General features: G+C 69.7%; 21 protein-coding genes. 16 read left to right on the forward strand and 5 right to left on the reverse strand.

Translation table 11 applies throughout. The features are described from left to right. The first annotated feature begins 169 nt into the window (after window positions 1-169). Entirely contained in the window at window positions 170-1,360 is a 1,191-nt protein-coding gene (locus tag D7147_RS22825) for a HEAT repeat domain-containing protein (protein WP_158609377.1), read from the forward strand. Between the two features lie 173 nt (window positions 1,361-1,533). Here D7147_RS22825 and D7147_RS22830 read toward each other — a convergent pair whose 3' ends face one another. Continuing rightward, window positions 1,534-1,887, reverse strand: coding sequence for a hypothetical protein (locus D7147_RS22830; RefSeq protein ID WP_120680965.1), 354 nt, complete (start codon window positions 1,885-1,887; stop codon window positions 1,534-1,536). 322 nt (window positions 1,888-2,209) lie between these two features. Here D7147_RS22830 and D7147_RS22835 point away from each other — a divergent pair, with 322 nt between their 5' ends. Together D7147_RS22835 and D7147_RS22840 are read left to right on the forward strand one after the other, a co-directional pair. Further along, window positions 2,210-2,614, forward strand: coding sequence for a hypothetical protein (locus D7147_RS22835; protein WP_120680967.1), 405 nt, complete (start codon window positions 2,210-2,212; stop codon window positions 2,612-2,614). Continuing rightward, a complete protein-coding gene (locus D7147_RS22840) occupies window positions 2,604-3,623 on the forward strand; it encodes a beta-ketoacyl-ACP synthase III (RefSeq protein ID WP_120680969.1) in 1,020 nt (339 codons plus the stop codon). The genes D7147_RS22835 and D7147_RS22840 overlap by 11 nt, the downstream gene beginning before the upstream one ends. A gap of 208 nt (window positions 3,624-3,831) precedes the next feature. Here D7147_RS22840 and D7147_RS22845 read toward each other — a convergent pair whose 3' ends face one another. Then, on the reverse strand, window positions 3,832-4,794 hold the full coding sequence (locus D7147_RS22845; RefSeq protein WP_120680971.1) for a helix-turn-helix transcriptional regulator: 963 nt from the start codon (window positions 4,792-4,794) through the stop codon (window positions 3,832-3,834). 53 nt (window positions 4,795-4,847) lie between these two features. Between D7147_RS22845 and D7147_RS22850 the strand changes: the two genes are divergently transcribed. Both D7147_RS22850 and D7147_RS32740 read left to right on the forward strand, forming a co-directional pair. Beyond that, window positions 4,848-5,531, forward strand: a complete 684-nt coding sequence (locus D7147_RS22850) for an alpha/beta fold hydrolase (protein ID WP_120680973.1) — start codon at window positions 4,848-4,850, stop codon at window positions 5,529-5,531. Between the two features lie 308 nt (window positions 5,532-5,839). Then, complete coding sequence (locus tag D7147_RS32740) at window positions 5,840-6,121, forward strand: hypothetical protein (RefSeq protein WP_199734249.1); 282 nt, start codon at window positions 5,840-5,842, stop codon at window positions 6,119-6,121. 36 nt (window positions 6,122-6,157) lie between these two features. Here D7147_RS32740 and D7147_RS22860 read toward each other — a convergent pair whose 3' ends face one another. Beyond that, window positions 6,158-6,544, reverse strand: a complete 387-nt coding sequence (locus D7147_RS22860; protein ID WP_233563335.1) for a hypothetical protein — start codon at window positions 6,542-6,544, stop codon at window positions 6,158-6,160. A 238-nt stretch (window positions 6,545-6,782) separates the two neighbouring features. Between D7147_RS22860 and D7147_RS22865 the strand changes: the two genes are divergently transcribed. Together D7147_RS22865 and D7147_RS22870 are read left to right on the forward strand one after the other, a co-directional pair. Next, entirely contained in the window at window positions 6,783-7,274 is a 492-nt protein-coding gene (locus tag D7147_RS22865; RefSeq protein ID WP_120680975.1) for a carboxymuconolactone decarboxylase family protein, read from the forward strand. A gap of 307 nt (window positions 7,275-7,581) precedes the next feature. Beyond that, on the forward strand, window positions 7,582-8,589 hold the full coding sequence (locus tag D7147_RS22870) for a helix-turn-helix transcriptional regulator (protein ID WP_120680977.1): 1,008 nt from the start codon (window positions 7,582-7,584) through the stop codon (window positions 8,587-8,589). An 88-nt stretch (window positions 8,590-8,677) separates the two neighbouring features. On the opposite strand, the gene D7147_RS22875 is transcribed toward D7147_RS22870, so the two are convergent. Continuing rightward, a complete protein-coding gene (locus D7147_RS22875) occupies window positions 8,678-11,614 on the reverse strand; it encodes a M4 family metallopeptidase (protein ID WP_120680979.1) in 2,937 nt (978 codons plus the stop codon). 416 nt (window positions 11,615-12,030) lie between these two features. On the opposite strand from D7147_RS22875, the gene D7147_RS32465 reads away from it, so the two are divergent. The 4 genes from D7147_RS32465 (at window position 12,031) to D7147_RS22890 (ending at window position 14,902) form a co-directional block, all read left to right on the forward strand. Further along, window positions 12,031-12,177: a hypothetical protein gene (locus tag D7147_RS32465; protein WP_158609378.1), complete on the forward strand. Its 147-nt coding sequence runs from the start codon at window positions 12,031-12,033 to the stop codon at window positions 12,175-12,177. A 91-nt stretch (window positions 12,178-12,268) separates the two neighbouring features. Next, window positions 12,269-12,973, forward strand: coding sequence for a 4-carboxy-4-hydroxy-2-oxoadipate aldolase/oxaloacetate decarboxylase (locus tag D7147_RS22880; protein ID WP_120680981.1), 705 nt, complete (start codon window positions 12,269-12,271; stop codon window positions 12,971-12,973). Continuing rightward, complete coding sequence (locus tag D7147_RS22885) at window positions 12,970-14,046, forward strand: 4-oxalomesaconate tautomerase (protein ID WP_120680983.1); 1,077 nt, start codon at window positions 12,970-12,972, stop codon at window positions 14,044-14,046. Before D7147_RS22880 ends, D7147_RS22885 begins: the two co-directional genes overlap by 4 nt. Window positions 14,047-14,092: 46 nt before the next feature. Beyond that, a complete protein-coding gene (locus D7147_RS22890) occupies window positions 14,093-14,902 on the forward strand; it encodes an NAD(P)-dependent oxidoreductase (protein WP_120680985.1) in 810 nt (269 codons plus the stop codon). A 40-nt stretch (window positions 14,903-14,942) separates the two neighbouring features. Here the strand turns inward: D7147_RS22890 and D7147_RS22895 are convergent, their stop codons facing one another. After that, a complete protein-coding gene (locus D7147_RS22895) occupies window positions 14,943-15,599 on the reverse strand; it encodes a GntR family transcriptional regulator (protein ID WP_120680987.1) in 657 nt (218 codons plus the stop codon). Window positions 15,600-15,833: 234 nt separating this feature from the next. On the opposite strand from D7147_RS22895, the gene D7147_RS22900 reads away from it, so the two are divergent. From D7147_RS22900 to D7147_RS22920, 5 genes are all read left to right on the forward strand, one after another. Next, a complete protein-coding gene (locus D7147_RS22900; RefSeq protein WP_120680989.1) occupies window positions 15,834-16,853 on the forward strand; it encodes an amidohydrolase family protein in 1,020 nt (339 codons plus the stop codon). A gap of 56 nt (window positions 16,854-16,909) precedes the next feature. After that, window positions 16,910-17,632 (forward strand): GntR family transcriptional regulator, encoded by a 723-nt coding sequence (locus D7147_RS22905; protein ID WP_120681151.1) that lies wholly within the window; start codon window positions 16,910-16,912, stop codon window positions 17,630-17,632. Between the two features lie 85 nt (window positions 17,633-17,717). Beyond that, window positions 17,718-18,653: a DUF6282 family protein gene (locus D7147_RS22910; RefSeq protein ID WP_120680991.1), complete on the forward strand. Its 936-nt coding sequence runs from the start codon at window positions 17,718-17,720 to the stop codon at window positions 18,651-18,653. Further along, complete coding sequence (locus D7147_RS22915) at window positions 18,650-19,417, forward strand: ABC transporter ATP-binding protein (protein WP_120680993.1); 768 nt, start codon at window positions 18,650-18,652, stop codon at window positions 19,415-19,417. Before D7147_RS22910 ends, D7147_RS22915 begins: the two co-directional genes overlap by 4 nt. Continuing rightward, window positions 19,414-20,271, forward strand: coding sequence for an ABC transporter permease (locus D7147_RS22920; RefSeq protein ID WP_199734242.1), 858 nt, complete (start codon window positions 19,414-19,416; stop codon window positions 20,269-20,271). The genes D7147_RS22915 and D7147_RS22920 overlap by 4 nt, the downstream gene beginning before the upstream one ends. Window positions 20,272-20,318: the final 47 nt, after the last annotated feature.

The following is a 20,318-nucleotide window of genomic DNA, read 5'->3' on the forward strand; positions in this document are numbered from 1 at the left end:
TGCCCGGCCGGCTGTGGAGTGGCTCGTTCGACCAGGGGGTGTATGGACATCAGCGCCTCCGTTGGCGTGAGGTGGGGGAGGAGGCGTGCGGGTCGGGCAGTGGCAGAGACCGGGCGACGTCATCTGACCCGTGGGCTCGTTCGAGGCTGGGATGTGGCATGGTGCGCGCATGATCGACAGTCGGGGAGCGTTAGAGGCCGTGATCCGCCACGCCGTCGAGCTGGAGGACGACTACGACGACATCGCCCCAACCGTCAGCGCATTGGCGACATCCGGCGACATCACCGTCGTGCCCCAGCTGGTCGAGGCACTGAATCGGTTCCTCGATGAGGAAAACTTCTACGGCCGCGACCTGATCGCCGGAGTATTGGCCGGCATCGACGGCGTGGCGGCACTGCCGGTGCTACTGCACGCCTCCGCCCGTGATCTTGGTGATGACCAGGACAGCCTGCGAGCCGAGATCATTGAGCTGCTGCACGCTCATCGCGCAGCTGGCCGACGCACTGTGCTCGAGTGCGTCACGGGGGACACTCCCGAACTTCGCCGCGTGGGGCTCTGGGCGCTCGGGTTTGTGGCTGAAGCACAGGATATTGAGCTGCTGACCGCCGCATCGGCCGACTCGGACTCGAAGGTCCGATCCATGGCGATCGGCTCCCTCCCTGACCCGGCCACCAATGACCGAGCATTCGAGGTTCTCGTCACGGCCCTGGGTGACGTGGACGAGCAGGTGCGAGTGGCAGCGGCGAGCAGTCTCAGCGCCGCCACCGGCCGCGCGGAGGCCGTCGCGCCGCTTGCCGCGCTCGCCGACGACCAGAGCGTCGGCGTCCGAACGATGGCGGCGTACGCACTCGGCCGCATCGGCAGCGACGCAGCGACACCGGTTCTGCTGCGCCTTCTGCAAGACCCCGACCGGCACGTCCGCGAGCGCTCTATCGAGGCCCTCGGCTCGATCGGTGGAGAGGCGGCGGTCGACACGCTGCTGACGCTGGCCGCCGACGAAGATCCTGATCTGCGGGTTCAGGCCGCCAAAGCACTCGCGAAAGCTGCCGACTCCGATCCGCGCGTGACGCTGCAGCTGACAGCGCTCGCGCGAGACGACGAGGCCGCGGTCCGCGCAGCCACCATCAGCGGGCTCGCCAGCAGCGGCACCAGGCGATCCCACTTCGCGCAGATCCTGATCGAGCTGACTGACGACCCAGCCCCGATGGTCCGTCAGCGGATCGCAGTCGTAGTGCGATATCTCGCAAACGACACGGCGCGGAGCATCCTCCGCCGCTATGCCAACGACACCGACCCAAGCGTGCGCCGACTCGCCTCGACCGAACTGGACCGATTCGATGTTTGCCGAAGCGAGAGCTAGCCGCAGACGGAATCGGGACTGTGACGGCAGAATGCGACATGGCGGCCGCCTGGACTGGCGCTTGGTGCATTCGACGGTGCTTAACCATCGAACCCAATCCGGATGAGATCGTCCGCTGCCGCAGGGCTCCACTCTCTCGAGCTCCGGACCAGAAGGCAGCGTGGGCGATGCGCCTACCGCCGGGAGTGGTGCTGCTGGTCGACGCCGATGCACGCAACTACGGCAGACGTTTCGGCTGAGAAGAAGAGCTGGAAGTAGTACGGAGGCTCCGCCAGCTCGACGTTTCCGACCTGCAACGGCTGCTCACCTAAGGCGTACAGCGCCTCGACGGCCTGCGCGAAGCCAACAGTCGGGATGCCCTTCTCTCGTGTGTGGATTTCTCGTACACGGTAGATGTCAGCGAAGTGGCTCGCCGGCAGCGATCCGTCGAAGATCTTGAAGGGTGACCCGCCCGTCAAGGCGGCACGACATGCTTGGTACGCGTCATCCTGGTGGTCCAGCAGAGCGATCAACTGCGCGCGGTCCACCTCGTGACCGTACAGTCCGGCAGCGGCAGCGGCCCGGAGTCGATCACGGCCTCCGCCGCCAACGGGATCTTGTAGAAGTGGCGCACGCTTCAGTTGGCTCAAGCAGTGACGCAGCCGGTCCACCGGCTGCGCGAGATGCGCATCCCTCGACCTGGCAAACCTCGCCCTGACGGCGCCACGCAAGGCGGTGGGGCTCTGGAACCGATGATCACCACGCCGCTGGCCCGGCAGCGGCTGGTCCGCCGCTTCTTCCCGGGCGGGAACACCAGCCAGTTCGCGGGGTTGGCTGCCTAGGGGCGATATAGGCTTTCCGCACGATGGTGTGCTGTGCCTGACCTCCCGGCTGAAGGGACTTGTGATCATCAACGGTTGCAACCACCACCCGGCCGACGTCGCGGCGACGGCCGAGCGGGCGGTGCCCGTCGCGCGCCCCAGTCATGTCGCGGCGTTCGCAGTGCACGCACCGGATGGAAAGGGCCCGGCGCTGATCATCGAGGTGAAGCCGGCGCACGTCTGGCGGTTCGCCGCCGACTCCGCGCCGTGGCAGGGTGCGGGCGGCGCTCGGCCGGACCCACGAGGCCGGACCACACGAGGTCGTGTCGTCCGGCCGGAAGTGATCTCCAGGGCCGTCAGCGGCAAGCTCCGACGGCGGGCCTGCCGTCAGCGTCACCCCGCCGGTGGACTGAAGCGGCTGCCGAACCTGCCCGGAGAAACGCATGCCGGCTGAGCTGTCCACGCGTGGCCCGGCCGGCGCCCGCATCCTCGGCGTCGGCGCCTACCGGCCGGCGAGGGTCGTACCGAACTCCGCGATCTGCGAACCGATCCAGTCGAGCGACGAGTGGATCCAGCGGCGCTCGGGCATCGTCAGCCGGCGATTCGCCGGACCCGACGAGACCGTGATCGAAATGGGGGTGGCCGCCGGACGTCAGGCCCTGGACCGCGGCGGCGTCCCGGCCGAGGAGGTCGACACGGTTCTGGTCGCGTCGATGTCGTACCTCTATCAGTCGCCGCCCGCCGGGCCGCAGGTCGCCCATGGCGTCGGTGCGACCCGGGCGGCGGCGCTGGACGTCGGTGCCGCCTGCGCGGGGTTCTGCCACGCGCTCGCCGTGGCGGACTCCCTGGTGCGCGCCGCCACCGCGCGTCACGTCCTGGTGGTCGGTACCGAGCGGATGAGCGACATCATCGACCCGACGGACCGGTCCACCGCGTTCCTGTTCGGCGATGCTGCCGGGGCGGTGGTGGTCGGCCCGGCCGAGCGACCCGGCATCGGTCCGACGGTCTGGGGTTCGGACGGCGCGAAGAGTGGCCTCATCGGCCATCAGGACTCCTGGCTCGCCGCCCGGGAGAAGCCCGACTACTGGCCGACCATGCGGATGGCCGGGCGGGAAGTCTTCCGCTGGGCGATCGAGGAGGTTGCCGAACTCGCCGGCCAAGCGGTCGCGGAGGCGGGAATCCAGGTCGCTGACCTGGCTGCCTTCATTCCACACCAGGCCAACCTGCGCATCATCGACCGGCTGGCGGCCGAACTCGGGCTGCCCGAGTCGGTGGTCGTGGCCCGGGATGTGGCGACGGCGGGCAACACGTCGGCGGCCTCGATCCCGCTGGCGATGGACACGCTCCTGTACGGCGGTGGCGAGGCTCCGGCCGGCACCGCGTTGATCGTCGGATTCGGCTCCGGGCTGTCCTACTCCGCGATGGTCGTCGACCTGCCCCCGGTCGTCTCGGCACCTGACTGACCGACACCCCGACCGATTCCCCACTCACGCTCCCTGATCGGTGTGGGGACGGGCCTGCCGGTGCTGCTCGACTCACCGGGACGAGCCTTCTCACAGGCCGGCGATCGAGACGTGCATCCTCGGTCAGCCAGAGTGGTTCCATCAACCGTCTGAGGCCGACGTTGGGTGGACATCGTCATCACCGCCAGGCTCGATACCAGCGCCCGAGTCACGGCGACGGCGAGACTGCCGCGCCGAAACGGGCCGCGACCGCCGCCACGGCGGCACGGAGTTCAGGGCCTTCTTCCACCGAGAAGTCGAACGGGACGGCGGCCAGCCACTCCTGCGCGTACATCGCCGGGTTTCCGGTGCTGCCGACCAGCACGCATCGGTCGCCGTCGGGCTGGAGACGGCCCATCGGCGGCCGGATCCACGGCGCCACCTGCTCCCACGGCGCGTGGAACACCACCCGGGTCGGGTACTTCCAGCCCGCGCCGAGGTGCTCCTCGAGCGCGGCGACCGGATCCAGGTCTTCGGGCGGCGTGAAGACGTCCGGGGTCTGCCGTACGGCCCGGACCCGGTCGACCCGGTACGTGCGTACGGCGTCCGCGCGGTGCGAGTGACACAGCAGGTACCAGCGTCCATACCGCACCACGACCGCCCACGGGTCGACCTCGGCGTCCCACTCCTCGGCACTCTCACTCCGGTAGGTGAGCACGACGCGGCGCCGGTCGGCGACGGCGGCGATCAGGGCGCTTGTGGTGGCGGGATCGGGGCGGGCTGAATGCCGGTCGGGGGTGGCCGCAGCGTATGTCCGTAGCGCCGCCGCCTGCCGTCCGACGCTCTCCGGGAGCGCCCGGATGACCTTGCCGAGCGCCGAGCCCACCACGTCGTCGGCGTCGATGGCGTTTGGCTGCCCGTCGAGCACGGCCATGACCAGACCGAGGGCCTGCTCCTGACTGAAGACGACCGGTGGCAGCCGGGTGCCGCGGCCCAGCCGGTAGCCCCCGTACGGCCCGCGCGTCGACTCGACCGGAATGCCGGCCTCGCGAAGGATCCCGACGTAGCGCCGCGCAGCCCGTTCCGTCACGCCCAGGAGCGAGGCGAGTTGTTCGGCAGTCGCGCCGGGACGTTCATACAGGAGCTCGAGCGCGCGCAGCGCCCGGGCGGTAGGGCTCGGACCGGCTGGCACGACGGCCAGAATACCGGAAGCAGACCGTCCGGAACTGCCTCTACGTTGACCCGATGACTGCAGAACAGATCGTGCTCCTGGGCGGCCTGTGGCTCGGCGCGTCGGCGTGGACCGGCGTCGCGGCAGAGCTGGAGAAGAGCGGCCGCCACGCGGTGTCGGTCACCCTGCCGGGTCAGGGTGACGGGAACCTGTCGGCGACGCTCGCGGACCAGGTGACGGCGGTGCTCGCCGCCGTGGATGCGGGGCCCGGCCGGTCGGTGGTGGTGGGCCACTCCGCGGCCGGCACCCTGGCCTGGATGGCGGCCGACGCGCGGCCCGAGCGGGTCGCGAAGGTGGTGCTGATCGGCGGGTTCCCAACCGGCGACGGGCAGCCGTACGCGGACTTCTTCGAGATCACCGACGGCGTCATGCCGTTCCCGGGCTGGGGCCCGTTCGAAGGCGCGGACGCAGCCGATCTGGACGAGTCGGCGCGGCGGGCGTTCGAGGCTGCCGCGATCCCGGTTCCGGAGGGAGTGGCCAGGGGCGTCGTACGGCTTAGGGATGAGCGGCGGTTCGAGATACCTGTCGTGGTGGTGTGCCCCGAGTTCACGCCGGCCCAGGCGCGGGAGTGGATCGCCGGGGGCGACGTTCCCGAGCTGGCCCGGGCGAAGCACGTCGACCTGGTTGACATCGACGCCGGGCACTGGCCGATGGTGACCCGGCCGACGGAGCTGGCGCGGATTCTGGCCGCGGTCTAGCCCCCGGGACGGGCACCACCTGTGGTGACGGCCGTGGAAGCTCGGCCTGCTGGTGCGGAAGATTGACATTTGCCTTCGGCACCAGTCTGAGGGCCGTTCCCATGATCGACAGGTAGTTGCCGAGAACGTCGCGAACACGTTGTGCCGGCTGCGGCTCAGAGGTTGGTGACTTCGACCGCTCGGGCCGGGTAACCGTCTTGTCCCGGGACTTCGTAGTGGCATCGCACCTGCTGACCCGGTGTCAGGCTCCGGAACTCGGTCGGCCCTGCGACGATGTGGCTGAAGTGCACCCACACGGTCAGGTCAACGTGATCGAGGGCAACAACTCCCCACCCCTGATCGGCATGCCAGATCGTCACCACTCCGGTGTCCCGCAGGCCCTGATCACGCACGTCCGCCAGGATATCGGCTCGATGGAGGTCGGTAGGAGGGCGCTGACCCTCGACCAGGCACCGACTGAGAAGGCGCGCCGAGTGGTGGCCGAAGAGTTCGCTCGAGCGGTGCCCGTTCCACCTGCCGGAAACCCTGAGAGGCCACCGGACGCCGACGTGATCGCCGGCGCCCAGTGGCCCCGCCAGCCGATTCGCTGATGGCCCGACGTCAGTCGAGACCTCTCGTCATCAGCCTTAGACCTGGGTCTGCCCGGGACACCACACCCGGGAGCCGTTGTCGTTCAGCCCGTCATCGCGGATCCAGCCCCGGGCCTTCGTCTGCACGCTCACCACGTAGGTCCAGGTGTCGAGCCCGTTGATGTCGAGGGCGTAGCAGTGGTAGTCGAGTGACTCGGACATGTACACGTCGCCGACGTCCAGGCAGCGGAGGCTGGAGCCGACGCGCAGGTTCGCGGTGAAGACGGTGTGGTGGCCGCCGGTGGTGTCGAGGTCCGGCGGAGCGGCTCGTCCACAACTCCAGTGAGCCGAGGCGGGTGACGGGGCGACGAGTGCGCCGGTGGCGACGAGTGCGAACGCCGCTGCGGCGACCGTGAGGGGTCGACGGATTGCTCTCCTGCTCAACGCTTCTCCTTCGATACGACGTAGGGACGCGGCCCTGTTGGCTCCGGCCCGGGTTGGGCCGGGGTGGTCTATATATCGACCACCATGAAAGCTATCGACACCTGTCAATGTCGATCACCGATGTCGGGCGGTGGATCAGAAGGTCATCCCGAGGAGGCCCTCACGCGCAATCAGCGGGATGGTTCTGATGAGGCAGGTAGTTTCGCTGCGAGATCGCCGACGCGACAGGAGCGACGAGATGACCGATGTGAGCATCACCAAGCGGCGGGCCGACAGCTCGGCCAACGAGGACCTGACCAAGCTCGCCCGCCACGGCGCCGACACCTTCGGCTATCAGGCTCACCTGCGTATCGACCGCCGGCTTGCCCAGCTCCTGCGCCTGCGGGTGTCTCAGATCAACAACTGCACCTACTGTCTCAACCTCCACTACGAGGCGGCTCGCGACGCCGGCATCGCCCGACCGGTGATCGATACCCTGACCGCCTGGTGGGAGACCGACTTCCACGACGACGCGGCCCGCGCTGCCCTCGCCTACACCGAGGCGCTCACTCGCGTCGCGGATGCGACCGTCGCCGACGATTTCGGTGCCCGGCACGACGCGCTCGCCGAGCACTTCTCCCAGGAGGAGATCCTCGAGATCATCGGGATCGTCATCAACATGAACGTCTGGACCCGACTCAAGATGGCCGAGGGTGCCGTCCCCGGTTTCGCCGAGCAGGCGAGGTCGTGAACCGGCTCACCTGCCAGGCCGGGTGAATGCCGCGAGCGACCAGCTCGCCGGGCTGCTGCCCGACGCCGAGCGGAGCGCGCTCGAGGACCACGTGCCGGCCCAGGCCACGCTCTGCGAACTCGTCGGCGACGGCCATTGGCGGGTACGGGCGTCCTCAGTTGCCAGACGGCTGATACAACTTGCACCGGCCGAGCAGCCTGGGCCGCCGCGTTCCCGCCGACTACGAGGCACCCTGGCGGCCCGACCATCACACCGATGGTGTCCGCCAAAGCGGAGCGGGGCTCAGACCACAGGAGTGTCAGAACGTATGGACGGAACTGTAGGCAGCCTGTGGGCGGTAGCCGGTCTGGATCCACTCGCCGGGCGGGTGTTGGAGCACCTGGTGGCCGTGCGGTCGGCGGACGTCACCGACGTGGCGGCGGCGGTCGGGGTGTCCCTGGCGGAGGCGGAACGAGCACTACGGCACCTCGCGGATTCCGCACTGGTGCTGCGTATCGACGGCACGGCGCCGCGATGGGTGGCCGGCCCCCCGAGGTCGTCGCTCAGCGCCCTGCTGGCCCGGCGGCGAGCCGAACTGGCCCGCGTCGAGGGCCTCGTGGATCGGCTTCACGAGGTGTACGAGGCGGTGTCCGGGCCGCGCGTTGCGCACCTGGTGGAGGTGCTGGAGCGCGAGGATGAGGTGCCGGCGCGCTACGGTCAGCTGCTGAAGGGGAGTTCGGTTGAGGTGCTGCATCTGGCCAAGCCGCCGTATGTGACGGCCTCGCAGGCGTCCGTCGGGGAGTCGGCAGTGGCACCCGGGGTGCGGATGCGGTCGGTGTACGAGACGGAGGGCTTCACCGATGCGGTGTCGCTCAAGACGGCGCTGCGCGGGACGGGGCAGGGCGGGGAGCTGCGGCTGGCGGCCCGGCTGCCGGTGAAGTTGGTGGTGTTCGACCGGGCGGCGGCTCTGCTGCCGGTGCGCGGGGACCGTCCGGCGGCGGGTTCATTGGTGGTGCACTCGCCCGCGCTGGTGGTGGCGCTGGTGGCGCTCTTCGAGAGCGTGTGGGAGCGCGCCGACCCGGTGTCGTTGGCGAGCCGACACGATGGGCCGGCCCCGGCGGGCAGCCTGACGAGCGTGGAGCCGGACCTGCGAACACGGGAAATCCTGCACATGATGGCGACCGGGATGAAGGACGAGGCGATCGCCCGGGTGCTCAAGGTGAGCCGCCGTACCGTGCAGAAGCATGTCAGTGATGCGGGTTCCCTGCTCGGTGCCCGGACTCGGTTCCAAATCGCGCTGCTGGCGGCGGAGCGAGGGTGGCTGAAGAGTCGGTGAGGACATATCCCGAACACGACGACGCGCCGGGGCCTCTCAGAAGGAGGTCCCGGCGCGCCGTCGTGCATGGCGTCTCCCTGGCCGGGGATCACGCGCAGGACTTGGCTCCCTTCGCGTACGCCAGGCCGAAACCACCTGCCGACGAGTCCATGAAGATCACCTCGCGCCCCGTGCCAGCGGTTGCGAACATCTGCGCGCCCGGGCTGCAGGACGCCGGGCCGACGTACTCTCCGTCGAACGTGTACTGCTTGAGCTTCGGGTTGAGTGCGTTGTCCGGGTAGCCGCCGGTGGAGAGCCAGAGGTCGTACGGGGCCTCCTCGGTGACGGTGAGCGTCGTGTCGGACAGCGTGAGGACGTCGGCGCGGATCGCCTGCGGCGAGTTCTCCTCGAAGAGCAGGTGGCTCGTGCGCGTGGCGAAGTCGAAGAGCCGTACGGAGTCGTTGAACGTCCCCTGGTTCCACTGGCCGTCGATCAACCTGCCGTAGTCGCGGTTGATGACCCAGGCGACGCCGGTGCCGGACACCTGGGGGTAGCTCATCGTCTCGGCGCCGGGGTCACCGCCGGCGAAGGTCGTCTTCCCCGTCGCGAGGTCGTACACCTCGACACCCAGCGACCACCGGTTGCCGTCGGCGTCGGGCTGCGCGTAGTCCTCGTACCGGACGTAGGAGATCTTTCCGTTCTTGACGCTCGGCGCCGTCGCGTTCCCGACCCAGTCGGGGTGCGCGAGGGTGTGGACGGTCCGCGAGCGGCCCTGCAGGTAGCGCACGACGTCGCGGTAGCCCTGCTCCGGGTCGTACTGGCTCCACGTCACGACGGTGCCGTCAAAGCCCAGGCCATTGATCCGGTACGGGGAGCGGTACAGCTCCTCCACGTAGCCGCCGCCGACGGGCGCCGACAGGATGCGGTCGGTCTCCCACGTCGGCGAGTTCTGGTCCGCCTCGATCGACAGCCACACGACCCGCTTGCCGTCGGTGTGCGGGAAGCTGTGCGGGTTACCGTCGTTCGGGGAGATCCGGTACGGCGCGCCCTTGCCGTCGGTGCGGCCCACCCAGATCGACGTCGGCTCGGTACGGTTCGCGTCCGCCCGCGGCACGGCGAACCAGCCGCCGGCAATGCTCGCCGTCATGTCGACGTACATCCCGGTGTTGAGCCGGTCGACGAGGAGGTCGGTCTTCTTGCCGTAGAGGTTCGCCTTCCACTTCGCGGTGATCCCGCGCGAGTCGAACGCCGCCTGCACCACCTTGAGGTCCTTGTTCCTCAGCCCCGATGACTTGGCGGAGGCGAGCACGGCCTCGCGGGCGTCCACGAAGTCGGACATGGGCGTGAGGTAGTCGGTGAGCGCCCGGTAGACGATCTTGTCGGCGACCGGGCCGCCGAACGCCTGACGCAGGTCCCACAGCGCCCCGGACACGATCGTCGAGTTGAGGTGCACGCCACCGTCGTCCATCTGCGGCGTGTCCATGAGGTGCTGGAAGTCCGCCGTGGTGGCGCCGTCGTCGAGATTGCGCAGGGCGCACTTGGTGGGCGCGAGGGTGCGGCAGAGGTCGCCGCCGATCAGGCTCGCCTCGGGGTCGTTCATCGGCGTGCCGGCCGCGTCGAGGTCGATGGCGTTGCCGAAGTAGTCGGCGATCGCCTCGTTGAGCGCGCCCGGCTGGCCCGCGTAGACGAGGCTGGCGGAGTTCTCCACCACGCCGTGCGTCATCTCGTGGCCCACGACATCCGGGTCGGCGGCCAGCGGCAGGTACTCGTCGTCGCCGCTGCCGTACACCATCCGGGTGCCGTCCCAGTAGGCGTTGACCCACGGGGAGCCGCCGTAGGTGATGCCGACGATCGAGTTGATCGCCATGCCGTTGTCGTCCAGGCTGTTGCGCCCGAGCTTCGTCTGGTACCACTCGAACACCTTCGCGGCGTCCCAGGCCGCGTCCACGGCGCCGGCGTCGGTGAGGTCGGCGCCGAGCGTGCTCGACGGCGACGCGAACGGCCCGACGCCCTCGGGCAGTTGGCCGTCGAGCAGGTCGTAGTAGTCCCGGCCCCGGGCGTCCCAGGTGGTGATCGGCACCGTCCGGCCGTCCGGGAGGGTGTGGGTCTGGTCGGTCATGAGGTACGAGTCCGCGTCGTCGGTCCGGACGAGGGGGACGGGCACGGTGGCGCCGTGCAGGCTCTTGCCCTCACCGACGACCGGGGTCGTGCCGCTGCCCGACGTGGGCGGCGCCGGCACGGTCCGCGGCGCGACGGTGGTCCCGGCGGCGGCCAGGGCGGCGGCCTGCTGCGCGGAGGCGAAGGACTTGATCCGGCTGACGCTGAGCAGCGTCACCCCGTTCGTCGCACCCACGTACACGTCGCGGAGCACGGGCTGGCCCGTGGCGACGTCCTTGCCCCTGACGAGCACGCGCCGCGCGAGCACGCCGGTGCCGGTCGGCATGACCACGAGCCCCTGGTCGGTGCCGGTGAGGTCGGCGCGGGCCGTGCCGGGCCGCGGCGCGCCGGCCACGACGGCGGCGCTGGGGTGCAGGCTCTTGCGTACGTCGTCGACCGCTCGGGCGATCGCGACGTCGGCGGGCATCGTCGGGCGCGTCGTGTCGACGTCGAGGTCGGTGAAGTAGCTGCCCGACGTGCCGGTCACCGCGCGCTTGCCGGCCTTCTTCTCCATGCGCACCACGTACTGGCCGCCGAACACGGGCAGGCCCTTGTACTTCTGGTTGAGCCGGACCGTCTCCCGCTCGCCCCGGGTGTCGACGCCCGCCGTGGTGAGCGTGCCGGCCGGGTCGGCGATCTTGTAGCGGTCCTTGTGGCCCGTGAGGTGGGCCTTGGCGGCCTTGTCCGCTGCGATCGTGGCGTCGACCGGCTCGGCCAGGTCGTCCACGAGCGCAGGGGTGTCCGTAGCGGGCGCCACGGTGGCCGGGACCGACGCCTCCGCGTCCGTCGGCGTGCTCGTCGGCGCGGCGTTCGCGGCTTGCGCGGTGGTGCCGAGGAGGGCGGCCGCCGCCAGGATGGCGAGGGCGGGTGGTGCCTTGACTCTGCGCATCTGTTGCTCCTGCAAGGTGGTCCAGCGCCCGGCCGACTCCTTGCGGCACGGGATTTGATCACCCTCACTGCGGTGTCGGCACCGGCACAAGGACCACTTTGCGCACCTGCACAAGTCGGAAGCTCGTCGAGGAAGAGCCGATCCGCACGGCACACCTGGTCGGGACCGCTGTTTGGGGCGCCTCTCATCTTCGCGATGTAGGTCATGGTCGCTGGGCAGAGCAGCCTCCGGAGGTCTACGCGCCACCGCACGAGCGCCCTGCACGGGCAGTGGTAGCGGGAGACGGTCGTGACCAGCCGTCCGGGCTTCCTTCCGACAGGGTGGCGTTGGCCCTGGTCCGGCGACTTTCAACAGAAGTGTTGACAATCTTGTCGCCAGCCGCCTAGCGTCAACGCAAGATCTGTTGGGGGTGAGCCATGGAGAGGATCGCCAGCGGCGAAGTGGCCGGCCGACAGGCAGACCAGGTGTCGTTGTGCGAAGCGATCACCAAGCTCATCGCGGGCCAGCGGCTGATCGAGGCCGATATGGCGACCACGCCCCGGACCTCCAGGCAGGCGAGCTGACGCGGAGGCGGCGCTCCGGACCCACCTGAGCCGAGTTGGCCGCTGCCCGACTAACGAGCGCCTGACCTTCCCACTAGAAGGAGACTTCCGCATGAGGACTGTCGTCGTCACCGATCCACCGCGCGCCGACGTCGGTGATGCGGAGCGTCTCGGCGGGTACGGTGTCGCCACCGTGCACGAGGCGCTCGGCCGCGTCGGCTACCTGGGCCCCGAGTTCCGGCCCGCGTGGCCGGGTGCGCGCATCGGTGGCACTGCCGTCACCGTGCTGTGCTGGCCCGGGGACAACCTGATGATCCACGTCGCGGTGGAGCAGTGCCGGCCCGGTGACGTCCTGGTGGTCGCGACCAATTCGCCCTCGACTGACGGACTGTTCGGTGAGCTGTTCGCCACCGCCCTGGCCAAGCGGGGCGTCCGTGGCGTGGTGCTCGCCAGCGGGGTCCGCGACGTCGCGGAGCTGCGTGAGATGGGGTTCCCAGCGTGGTCGCGGGCGGTCAGCGCACAGGGCTCGGTCAAGGCCACGGCCGGGTCGGTGAACGTACCGGTCGTTCTCGGCGGGCAGACGGTGCACCCCGGTGATGTGATCGTCGCCGACGACGACGGCGTCATGGTCGTAGCCAGGGCCGACGTGCCGCGGGCGCTGACCGCCGCGCAGGCCCGGACGGATAAGGAGGCCGCCAGCCGCGCGGCGTTCGAGCAGGGCGAGCTGGGCCTGGACCGCTACGGGCTCCGTGACAAGCTCAACGACTTCGGCATCGAGTACGTCTCCTACGACGAGTACGTCAAGGGTGAGCGGTGAGCTACGACGACACCGGGGTGCGCTGCACCATGATGCGTGGCGGCACCTCGCGTGGCCTGTACTTCGAGGCTGCCGACCTGCCGGCCGACACGGCCGAGCGGGACGAACTGCTGCTGCGGCTGATGGGCAGCCCCGATCCGCGCCAGATCGACGGCCTCGGCGGGGGCACCTCGCTCACCAGCAAGGTCGCGGTCGTGAGTCGGTCGGCGAACCCGGATGCGGACGTCGACTACCTGTTCCTCCAGCTCGGCGTCGATAGCGCGACGGTCAGCGACCGTCAGAACTGCGGCAACATTCTGGCCGGCGTGGGGCCCTTCGCCGTCGAACGCGGACTGGTTGCGGCAGGCCCGGACGAGACCAGCGTACGGATTCGGATGGTCAACTCCGACAGCGTCGCGGTGGCCACCTTCCCGACCCCGGGTGGTCGTCCCGAGTATCGTGGCGATCTTGCGATCGCTGGGGTTCCTGGCACCGCCGCGCCGATCGTTCTCGCTTTCAGTGACACGGCGGGCTCGGCGACCGGAAGTCTGCTGCCGACCGGCAGGGTCCGGGACTCGATCGACGGCGTCGAGGTGACCTGTGTCGACAACGGCATGCCGTTGGTCGTGGCGCGGGCCGAATCGTTCGGCCTGACCGGCTATGAGACGCACGAGCAGTTGGCTGCCGACGCCGCGCTGCTCGAGCGCATCGACGCCCTCCGTGTCAAGGCCGGTGCCCTCATGGGTCTCGGGGGCGTGAGCGGGTCCTCCGTGCCGAAGACGGTGCTGGTCGCCGCCGCACGCGACGGTGGCCAGGTCTGCACCCGGTCCTTCATCCCCGTCCAGCCGCACACCTCGATCGGTGTGCTGGCCGCGGTCAGCGTGGTCACCGGCATGCTGCTGCCGGGCGCGGTCGGTCACGAGCTCACCGCGGACTGGCCGGCCGACCGCTCGCAGGTCGACGTGGAGCACCCGACCGGCCACTTGCTGGTGGACGTGACGGTCGACGCCGGCGTCTCCCCACCGCGGGTCGTCCGCTCAGGTGTCGTACGCACTGCCCGCAAGCTCTTCGAGGGCATCGCCTTTCCCCGCTGACGTTGCCCCCTCTGATCCGTGCGTTCATCGACGATGTGGAGCCGACATGCCCGCGCTGCAGAAGACTGATCGTCCGGAGGCCGGCAGGGCCGTCCGTATCGCCGTCCTCGGGCTGGGGGAGGCCGGCTCGGAGATCGCCCGCGATCTGGTAGCGGCCGGCGCCGATGTCCGGGGTTACGATCCGAAGGTGTCGCCCGCTGACGGCGTCGCCCCTCGCGTCGATGAGGCCGACGCGGTGCGCGACGCCGATCTGGTGCTCAGTGTCAACAGCTCCCACGACGCGATGGACGCGCTGCGCCACGCGTTGCCTTCGGTGCGGCCGGGGACGGTTTGGGCCGACCTCAACACCGCTTCGCTGGGTCTGAAGGCGGCGCTCGCGGAGGCGGCCGGGGCGTCCATCCCGGTCGTCGACGTCGCGCTGATGGCGCCGGTGCCGGGCAAGGGGTTGCGTACCCCCATGCTGGTGTCCGGCGCCGCCGACCGGTACGCGGCCATCCTGTCCGGCTTCGGCGCGGAGGTGGCGATTCAGCCGGGGCCGGCGGGCGCGGCCATCTCGCGCAAGCTGCTCCGTAGCGTCTTCTACAAGGGACTGGCCGCGGCGGTGGTGGAAGCGGTGGCCGCCGCGGAGGCCGCAGGTTGCGCCGACTGGCTGCGCGACAACATCAGCACCGAGCTGGCCGGCTTCGACCAGCGCACTATTGACAGGCTGATCGACGGGACCCACCAGCACGCCCGCCGACGCGCGGACGAGATGACCGCTGCCGCCGAGCAGCTCGAGGAGCTGGGGGTCCCGGCGCGGATCAGTGCGGCGACGCGTGATCTGCTGATCGATCTACGCGACAACGGTGGCCGATAGCCCGCCGGCGTCGGCCGGGCGGAGAGTGGTCCGCCCGGATCTACTCGGTGTCGGCCTCCTGCAGTGCCGTGATGACGCTGCTCAGGTGTGCGCGGGTGGCGGCCTCGGCGTCGGCGGGGTCGCGGCGTGCGATTCCGTCGATGATCGCGAGGTGTTCTCGGAGGGACACCTGTGGGCGGCCGGCGCGCAGCGCGAGCCGGAACTGGTGGCGGACGAGCTGACCGTTGAGCCGGTCGAGCAGCCCCGAGGCCACCGGTTGTGCCGCGTATTCGCGTACGAGGCGGTGGAGTTCCCGGTTGAGCGCTGAGTACTTCATCGGATCACCGTCGGCGACAGCACGCTGCATCTTGTCGCCGAGGTCGGTCAGTACGGCGATCTGCTCGTCGGTGACCCGTTCGGCTGCCTTGGCGGCGCACAGGCCCTCGAGGACCATGCGGCACTCGGTGATCGCCACCGCCTCGGCCACGGACACGACCCGTACGCGGGCGCCGCGGTTCGGGATGCGTTCGACCAGTCCCTCGGCGGTGAGGTCGAAGAGCGCTGTGCGGAGACTGGCGCGGCTGACGCTGAACGACTCGGCGAGCTCTGCCTCCACCAGCCGCTGTCCGGGCGCGAGATCGCCGTTCATCAGCGCGGCGCGTAGTGCGTCGGCCGCCAGCCTCGTGGCAGCGGCACCCTCACGCGGGGTCTTGGCCAAACCGGACCTCCTCAGTCGCGGATGAGTATATGGCCTCTGTGGAGGCCGTGGTCAAAATATTGTCGACAATCTGCTCGACATCTATTGCGACGATGTTGTGTGGTGGTTACGGTCACAGTTGCCGAGCGGCATTCGCGAGCGTGACGCGGGAGGCCATGGGCCCCGGATCACATCGCCTGCCGGTGAGCGGAGCTGGTTCTTCCGATCAGCCGACCCCAAGGAGCCCTGGGACACGTGATCATCGACTGCCATGGCCACTACACGACCGCGCCGCAGGCGCACACGTCGTGGCGAGCGGCGCAGCAGGCGGCCTTCAGTGCCGGCGAAGAACCGCCGGCCTACCCCGGGATCTCGGACGACGAGATCCGCGAGACGATCGAGGGAAGCCAGCTGCGACTCATGGCCGAGCGCGGGATCGACCTGACCATCTTCTCGCCGCGCGCCTCAGCCATGGGCCATCACGTCGGTGACGAGGCCGTCAGCAGCCGCTGGGCACAGGTCTCCAACGACCTCATCGCGCGCGTGGTCGAGCTGTACCCGGAGAACTTCATCGGAGTCTGCCAGCTCCCGCAGTCGCCCGGAGTCCCCATCTCGCACTCGGTGGCTGAGCTGCGACGCTGCGTGCTGGAGCTCGGGTTCGTGGGATGCAACCTCAACCCCGACACAAGCGGTGGCCACTGGACGTCCCCGCCGCTGACCGACCGCAGCTGGTATCCCTTCTACGAGGCGATGGTAGAGCTGCAGGTGCCGGCGATGGTGCACGTCTCCGCGGTGACCAACGCCAACTTCCACGCCACCGGGTCGCACTACCTCAACGCCGATACCACAGCGTTCATGCAGTTCCTGCAGTCGGACCTCTTCAAGGACTTCCCAGACCTGCGATTCGTCATCCCGCACGGTGGGGGAGCGGTGCCCTACCACTGGGGTCGCTTCCGAGGGCTCGCGGACATGCTCAACCGCCCCGCGTTGGACGAGTCGGTCATGGACAACGTCTTCTTCGACACCTGCGTGTACCACCAGCCCGGCATCGACCTGCTCTTCCGCGTCATCGGCGTCGACAACATCCTGTTCGGCTCCGAGATGGTCGGCGCGGTCCGGGGCATCGATCCGCAGACCGGCCACCACTTCGACGACACCCTGCGGTACGTGGACGCGCTGCACCTGGCGCCGGGAGACCGAGAGAAGGTCCTCGAGCGCAACGCCCGCCGGGTCTACCCGCGACTGGATGCGGCGCTGAAGGCCAGGAACCGTTGAGAACCGCGTCTGCCCGCTCGATCCCGCAGCCGATGACAGGAGCCGTCGTGGACGCCATGCCGCCGCAGTCGGTGCCGACGACCGTCGGCAGCAATGGCCGCGGGCGGATCGCCGCCGACGAGGCGTACGCGAGACTGCGCGAGGACATCGTCAGGGGGCGGCTGATGCCCAACCAGCGGCTGGTCGAGGTCGACCTGGCCGTCACGCTCGGGGTAGGCCGCACCGCGGTGCGCACCGTGCTCGCCCGACTCGAGCAGGAGGGGCTCGTGGTCCATGAGCCGAACCGCGGGGCCCGGGTGCGGATGGTGACCGAGGCCGAGGCCCTGGAGATCACCCAGGCGCGCGGCGCGCTCGAGGCACTCGCCGCCCGCGAGGCCGCTGAGAAGGCCACACCGGCGGAGGTCGCGTTCATGCGCGAGACGCTCGCGCAGATGTCGGCCTGCCTGAAGGCGGGCGACCTGCTGGCGTACTCGGACGGCAACGCCCGGATGCACGCGAAGATCATCGAGGCGTCCCGGCATCACACGGCCACTCGACTCATCGCCGGGCTCAAGGCACAGATGGTGCGTTTCCAGTACCGCACGGTGCTCGTACCCGGACGGTCCGCCCGGTCCCTCGTCGAGCACACCCGGATCGTCGACGCCATCGAGGCGGCTGACCCGGACGCGGCCGAGGCCGCGATGCGCTACCACCTCTCCCACGTCGCAGACACCCTGCGCGAGATGACGTCCGCCCACGCGCAGCACCGCGCGTCTCCACCCCACCTCGTCCACTTCTGACTCGTGAATCCACCACATCACAGCTCGACCGGCCACCGCGGTGCCACGTCGCGGGGCGATGTCCTGATTCCCCTTGGAGGCTCCCGTGAGTGACCACCCCACCCCCTCGGCCCGAGCCCGTGAACTCGTCGCCGGGGCGTACGACACGCACATCCACGTCGCGCCGGACGTGATGCGCCGACGCATCGACGACGTCTCATTGGCGGGCCGGTTCGCCGAGGTCGGCCTGGCGGGCTTCGTACTGAAATCCCACTACGTGCCCACCGCCGAGCGGGCCGAAGTGGTGCGCAACGCCGTGCCCGGCGTGGACGTGCTCGGCGCCCTCACACTGAACGGCTCGGTCGGTGGGCTCAACCCGGTGGCGGTCGAGATCGCGGGCCGGCAGGGCGCGCGGATCGTCTGGCTGCCCACCGTGGACTGCGCCAACCAGCGGGAGTGCCAGGCCTGCGAGCCGGAGGGCGCCACCCCGCCGATGTGGGCGCAACTGCAGGCCGACCTGGCCGAGCAGGGCATCATGGCCCCGGCGATCGACGTCGTCGACTCCGACGGCGCGATCGTGCCGGCGCTCCGGGAGGTGCTGAGCGTCATCGCCAAGCACGACATGGTGCTGGCCACCGGGCACCTGTCCGGCGACGAGATCACCACGGTCGTCGACGCGGCAGCCGACCTCGGGGTGCGGCGCATCGTCGTCACGCACCCGGAGTTCACCTCCCAGCGACTGTCGGTGCAGGTGCAGCGGCACCTGGCCGAGCGGGGCGCGCTGATGGAACGCTGCTTCACCACCCCGTACACCGGAAAGGTCAGCTGGGACACCCTGTTCGACCACATCCGCCGGGTCGGCCCCGAGCACTCGCTGCTCTCCTCCGACCTCGGCCAGCCGTTCAACCCGCCGGTGGAGGACGGTCTCGCGCTGCTGGCCGACCGTCTGCTGGAGGCCGGGTTCACCGAGGACGAGGTACACGTGATGGCAGTGACGAACACCCGCCGCGTCGCGGCGGCGCCGTCGGCGGTGACAGCATGAGCGCCGCCGTCATCGAGGTGCAGGGACTGTCCAAGCACTTCCGCAAGGACGACGAGGAACTGATCGCGCTGCGCGGCGTCGACCTGACCGTCGAACAGGGGTCCTTCCTGGTGCTGCTGGGACGCAGCGGTTGCGGCAAGTCGACCCTGCTCAACCTCCTCGCCGGGCTGACCCCGCCGACCAGCGGGCAGATCACGTACGACGGCAAGCCGATGCGCGGCCCCAACACGCAGGTCGGCTACCTGACCCAACACGACACGCTGATGCCGTGGCGTGACGTCGCCCGCAACGTGCAGATGCCCCGCGAGCTGCGCGGCGAGAGCAAGAAGGAACGGGCTGCGGTCGCCGCCGAGCTGATCAAGCTCGTCGGTCTGGACGGCTTCGAGCGGCACTACCCACGCGAGCTCTCCGGTGGTATGCGCCGACGCGCCAGCCTAGCCCGGATGCTCTGTGCCGACCCGGAGACGCTGCTGCTCGACGAGCCGTTCGGAGCGCTCGACGCCCAACTGCGCACCGAACTGCAGGGCGAACTGCTGCGGTTGTGGTCCGGCAGCGGGCGCACCGTCGTCTTCGTCACCCACGACATCGAGGAGGCGCTGATCCTCGCCGACCGCGTCGTGGTGCTCGGGCCGGTCGGAACGATCCTGCTCGACCAGCCGGTGGACCTGCCCCGGCCACGCGACCCCGACGACATCCGGGTCGACCCACACTTCGTCGAACTGCACCGGCGGCTGTCCGCGGCGCTGAAGGAGGGGGCACGATGAGCGCCACCACAACCCCGCAGATGGGCTCGGCCGCCAGGCCCGCGGGCCCGCTGCGGGAGACGTCCCGGCGCACCTGGCGCCAGCGGCACGGCCGCAAAACCCTGATCTGGGGGTGGCGGATCGGTCTGCTCGTCGTCCTGCTGGTGGTCTGGCAGGCACTGTCGGGTCCCGTCCTCGACCCGCAGTTCGTCAGCAGCCCGAACGGCATCGCCACCCGGCTCGGCGACTGGGTCGCCGACGGCACGCTCTGGTCGAACACCTGGATCACCGTGCAGGAGATCGTGCTCGGTTTCCTCGTCGGTGCGCTCTCCGGCGCCGCGTTGGCCTACCTGATCGCCTCCGTCCGAGTGGTCTGGGACATCCTGGACCCGTTCCTGATGGCGCTCTACGCCATCCCGAAGGTCGCCCTGGCGCCGCTGTTCATCGTCTGGTTCGGCATCGGCACCGACATGAAGGTGCTGCTCGCCGCCGTCACCGTGTTCTTCCTGGTCTTCCTGAACACGGCAGCCGGTGTGCACGAAGTCGACCGCGCGCTGGTCGACGCCGTACGGCTGATGAACGGCACCCGCCGCGACATCGCCTTCAAGGTCGTCCTGCCCGCCTCGATGACCGGTCTGCTGACCGGACTGCGGGTCTCCATCCCGTACGCGCTGATCGGCGCTGTCATCGGCGAGCTCGTGGCATCCAACCGTGGCCTCGGGTATCTGATCAGCGATTCGTCCGCGAAGTTCGACACCGACGGGGTGTTCGCCACCCTCGTCGTGCTCAGCGTCATCGCCGCCGTCCTGAACGCGATCGTCAACCTCCTGGGCAAGCGGGCCAACCGCTGGAAGCCCCTGGACGCCGAGGTCTGACAGCCGGTGCCCGGTCAGACGCGCGACAGCTTCTCACCCGTCCCCCA

Source organism: Micromonospora musae (assembly GCF_003626545.1).
GTDB classification, from domain to species: Bacteria; Actinomycetota; Actinomycetes; order Mycobacteriales; family Micromonosporaceae; genus Micromonospora; species Micromonospora musae.

Excerpts from the sequence above, each read along its gene's own strand:
- D7147_RS22875 (WP_120680979.1), bottom strand. The coding sequence starts at position 11,614 with ATGCGCAGAGTCAAGGCACCACCCGCCCTCGCCATCCTGGCGGCGGCC.
- D7147_RS32465 (WP_158609378.1), top strand. The coding sequence starts at position 12,031 with ATGGAGAGGATCGCCAGCGGCGAAGTGGCCGGCCGACAGGCAGACCAG.
- D7147_RS22870 (WP_120680977.1), top strand. The coding sequence starts at position 7,582 with ATGGACGGAACTGTAGGCAGCCTGTGGGCGGTAGCCGGTCTGGATCCA.
- D7147_RS22920 (WP_199734242.1), top strand. The coding sequence starts at position 19,414 with ATGAGCGCCACCACAACCCCGCAGATGGGCTCGGCCGCCAGGCCCGCG.
- D7147_RS22865 (WP_120680975.1), top strand. The coding sequence starts at position 6,783 with ATGACCGATGTGAGCATCACCAAGCGGCGGGCCGACAGCTCGGCCAAC.
- D7147_RS22840 (WP_120680969.1), top strand. The coding sequence starts at position 2,604 with ATGCCGGCTGAGCTGTCCACGCGTGGCCCGGCCGGCGCCCGCATCCTC.
- D7147_RS22915 (WP_120680993.1), top strand. The coding sequence starts at position 18,650 with ATGAGCGCCGCCGTCATCGAGGTGCAGGGACTGTCCAAGCACTTCCGC.
- D7147_RS22880 (WP_120680981.1), top strand. The coding sequence starts at position 12,269 with ATGAGGACTGTCGTCGTCACCGATCCACCGCGCGCCGACGTCGGTGAT.
- D7147_RS22825 (WP_158609377.1), top strand. The coding sequence starts at position 170 with ATGATCGACAGTCGGGGAGCGTTAGAGGCCGTGATCCGCCACGCCGTC.
- D7147_RS22905 (WP_120681151.1), top strand. The coding sequence starts at position 16,910 with ATGCCGCCGCAGTCGGTGCCGACGACCGTCGGCAGCAATGGCCGCGGG.
- D7147_RS22850 (WP_120680973.1), top strand. The coding sequence starts at position 4,848 with ATGACTGCAGAACAGATCGTGCTCCTGGGCGGCCTGTGGCTCGGCGCG.
- D7147_RS22890 (WP_120680985.1), top strand. The coding sequence starts at position 14,093 with ATGCCCGCGCTGCAGAAGACTGATCGTCCGGAGGCCGGCAGGGCCGTC.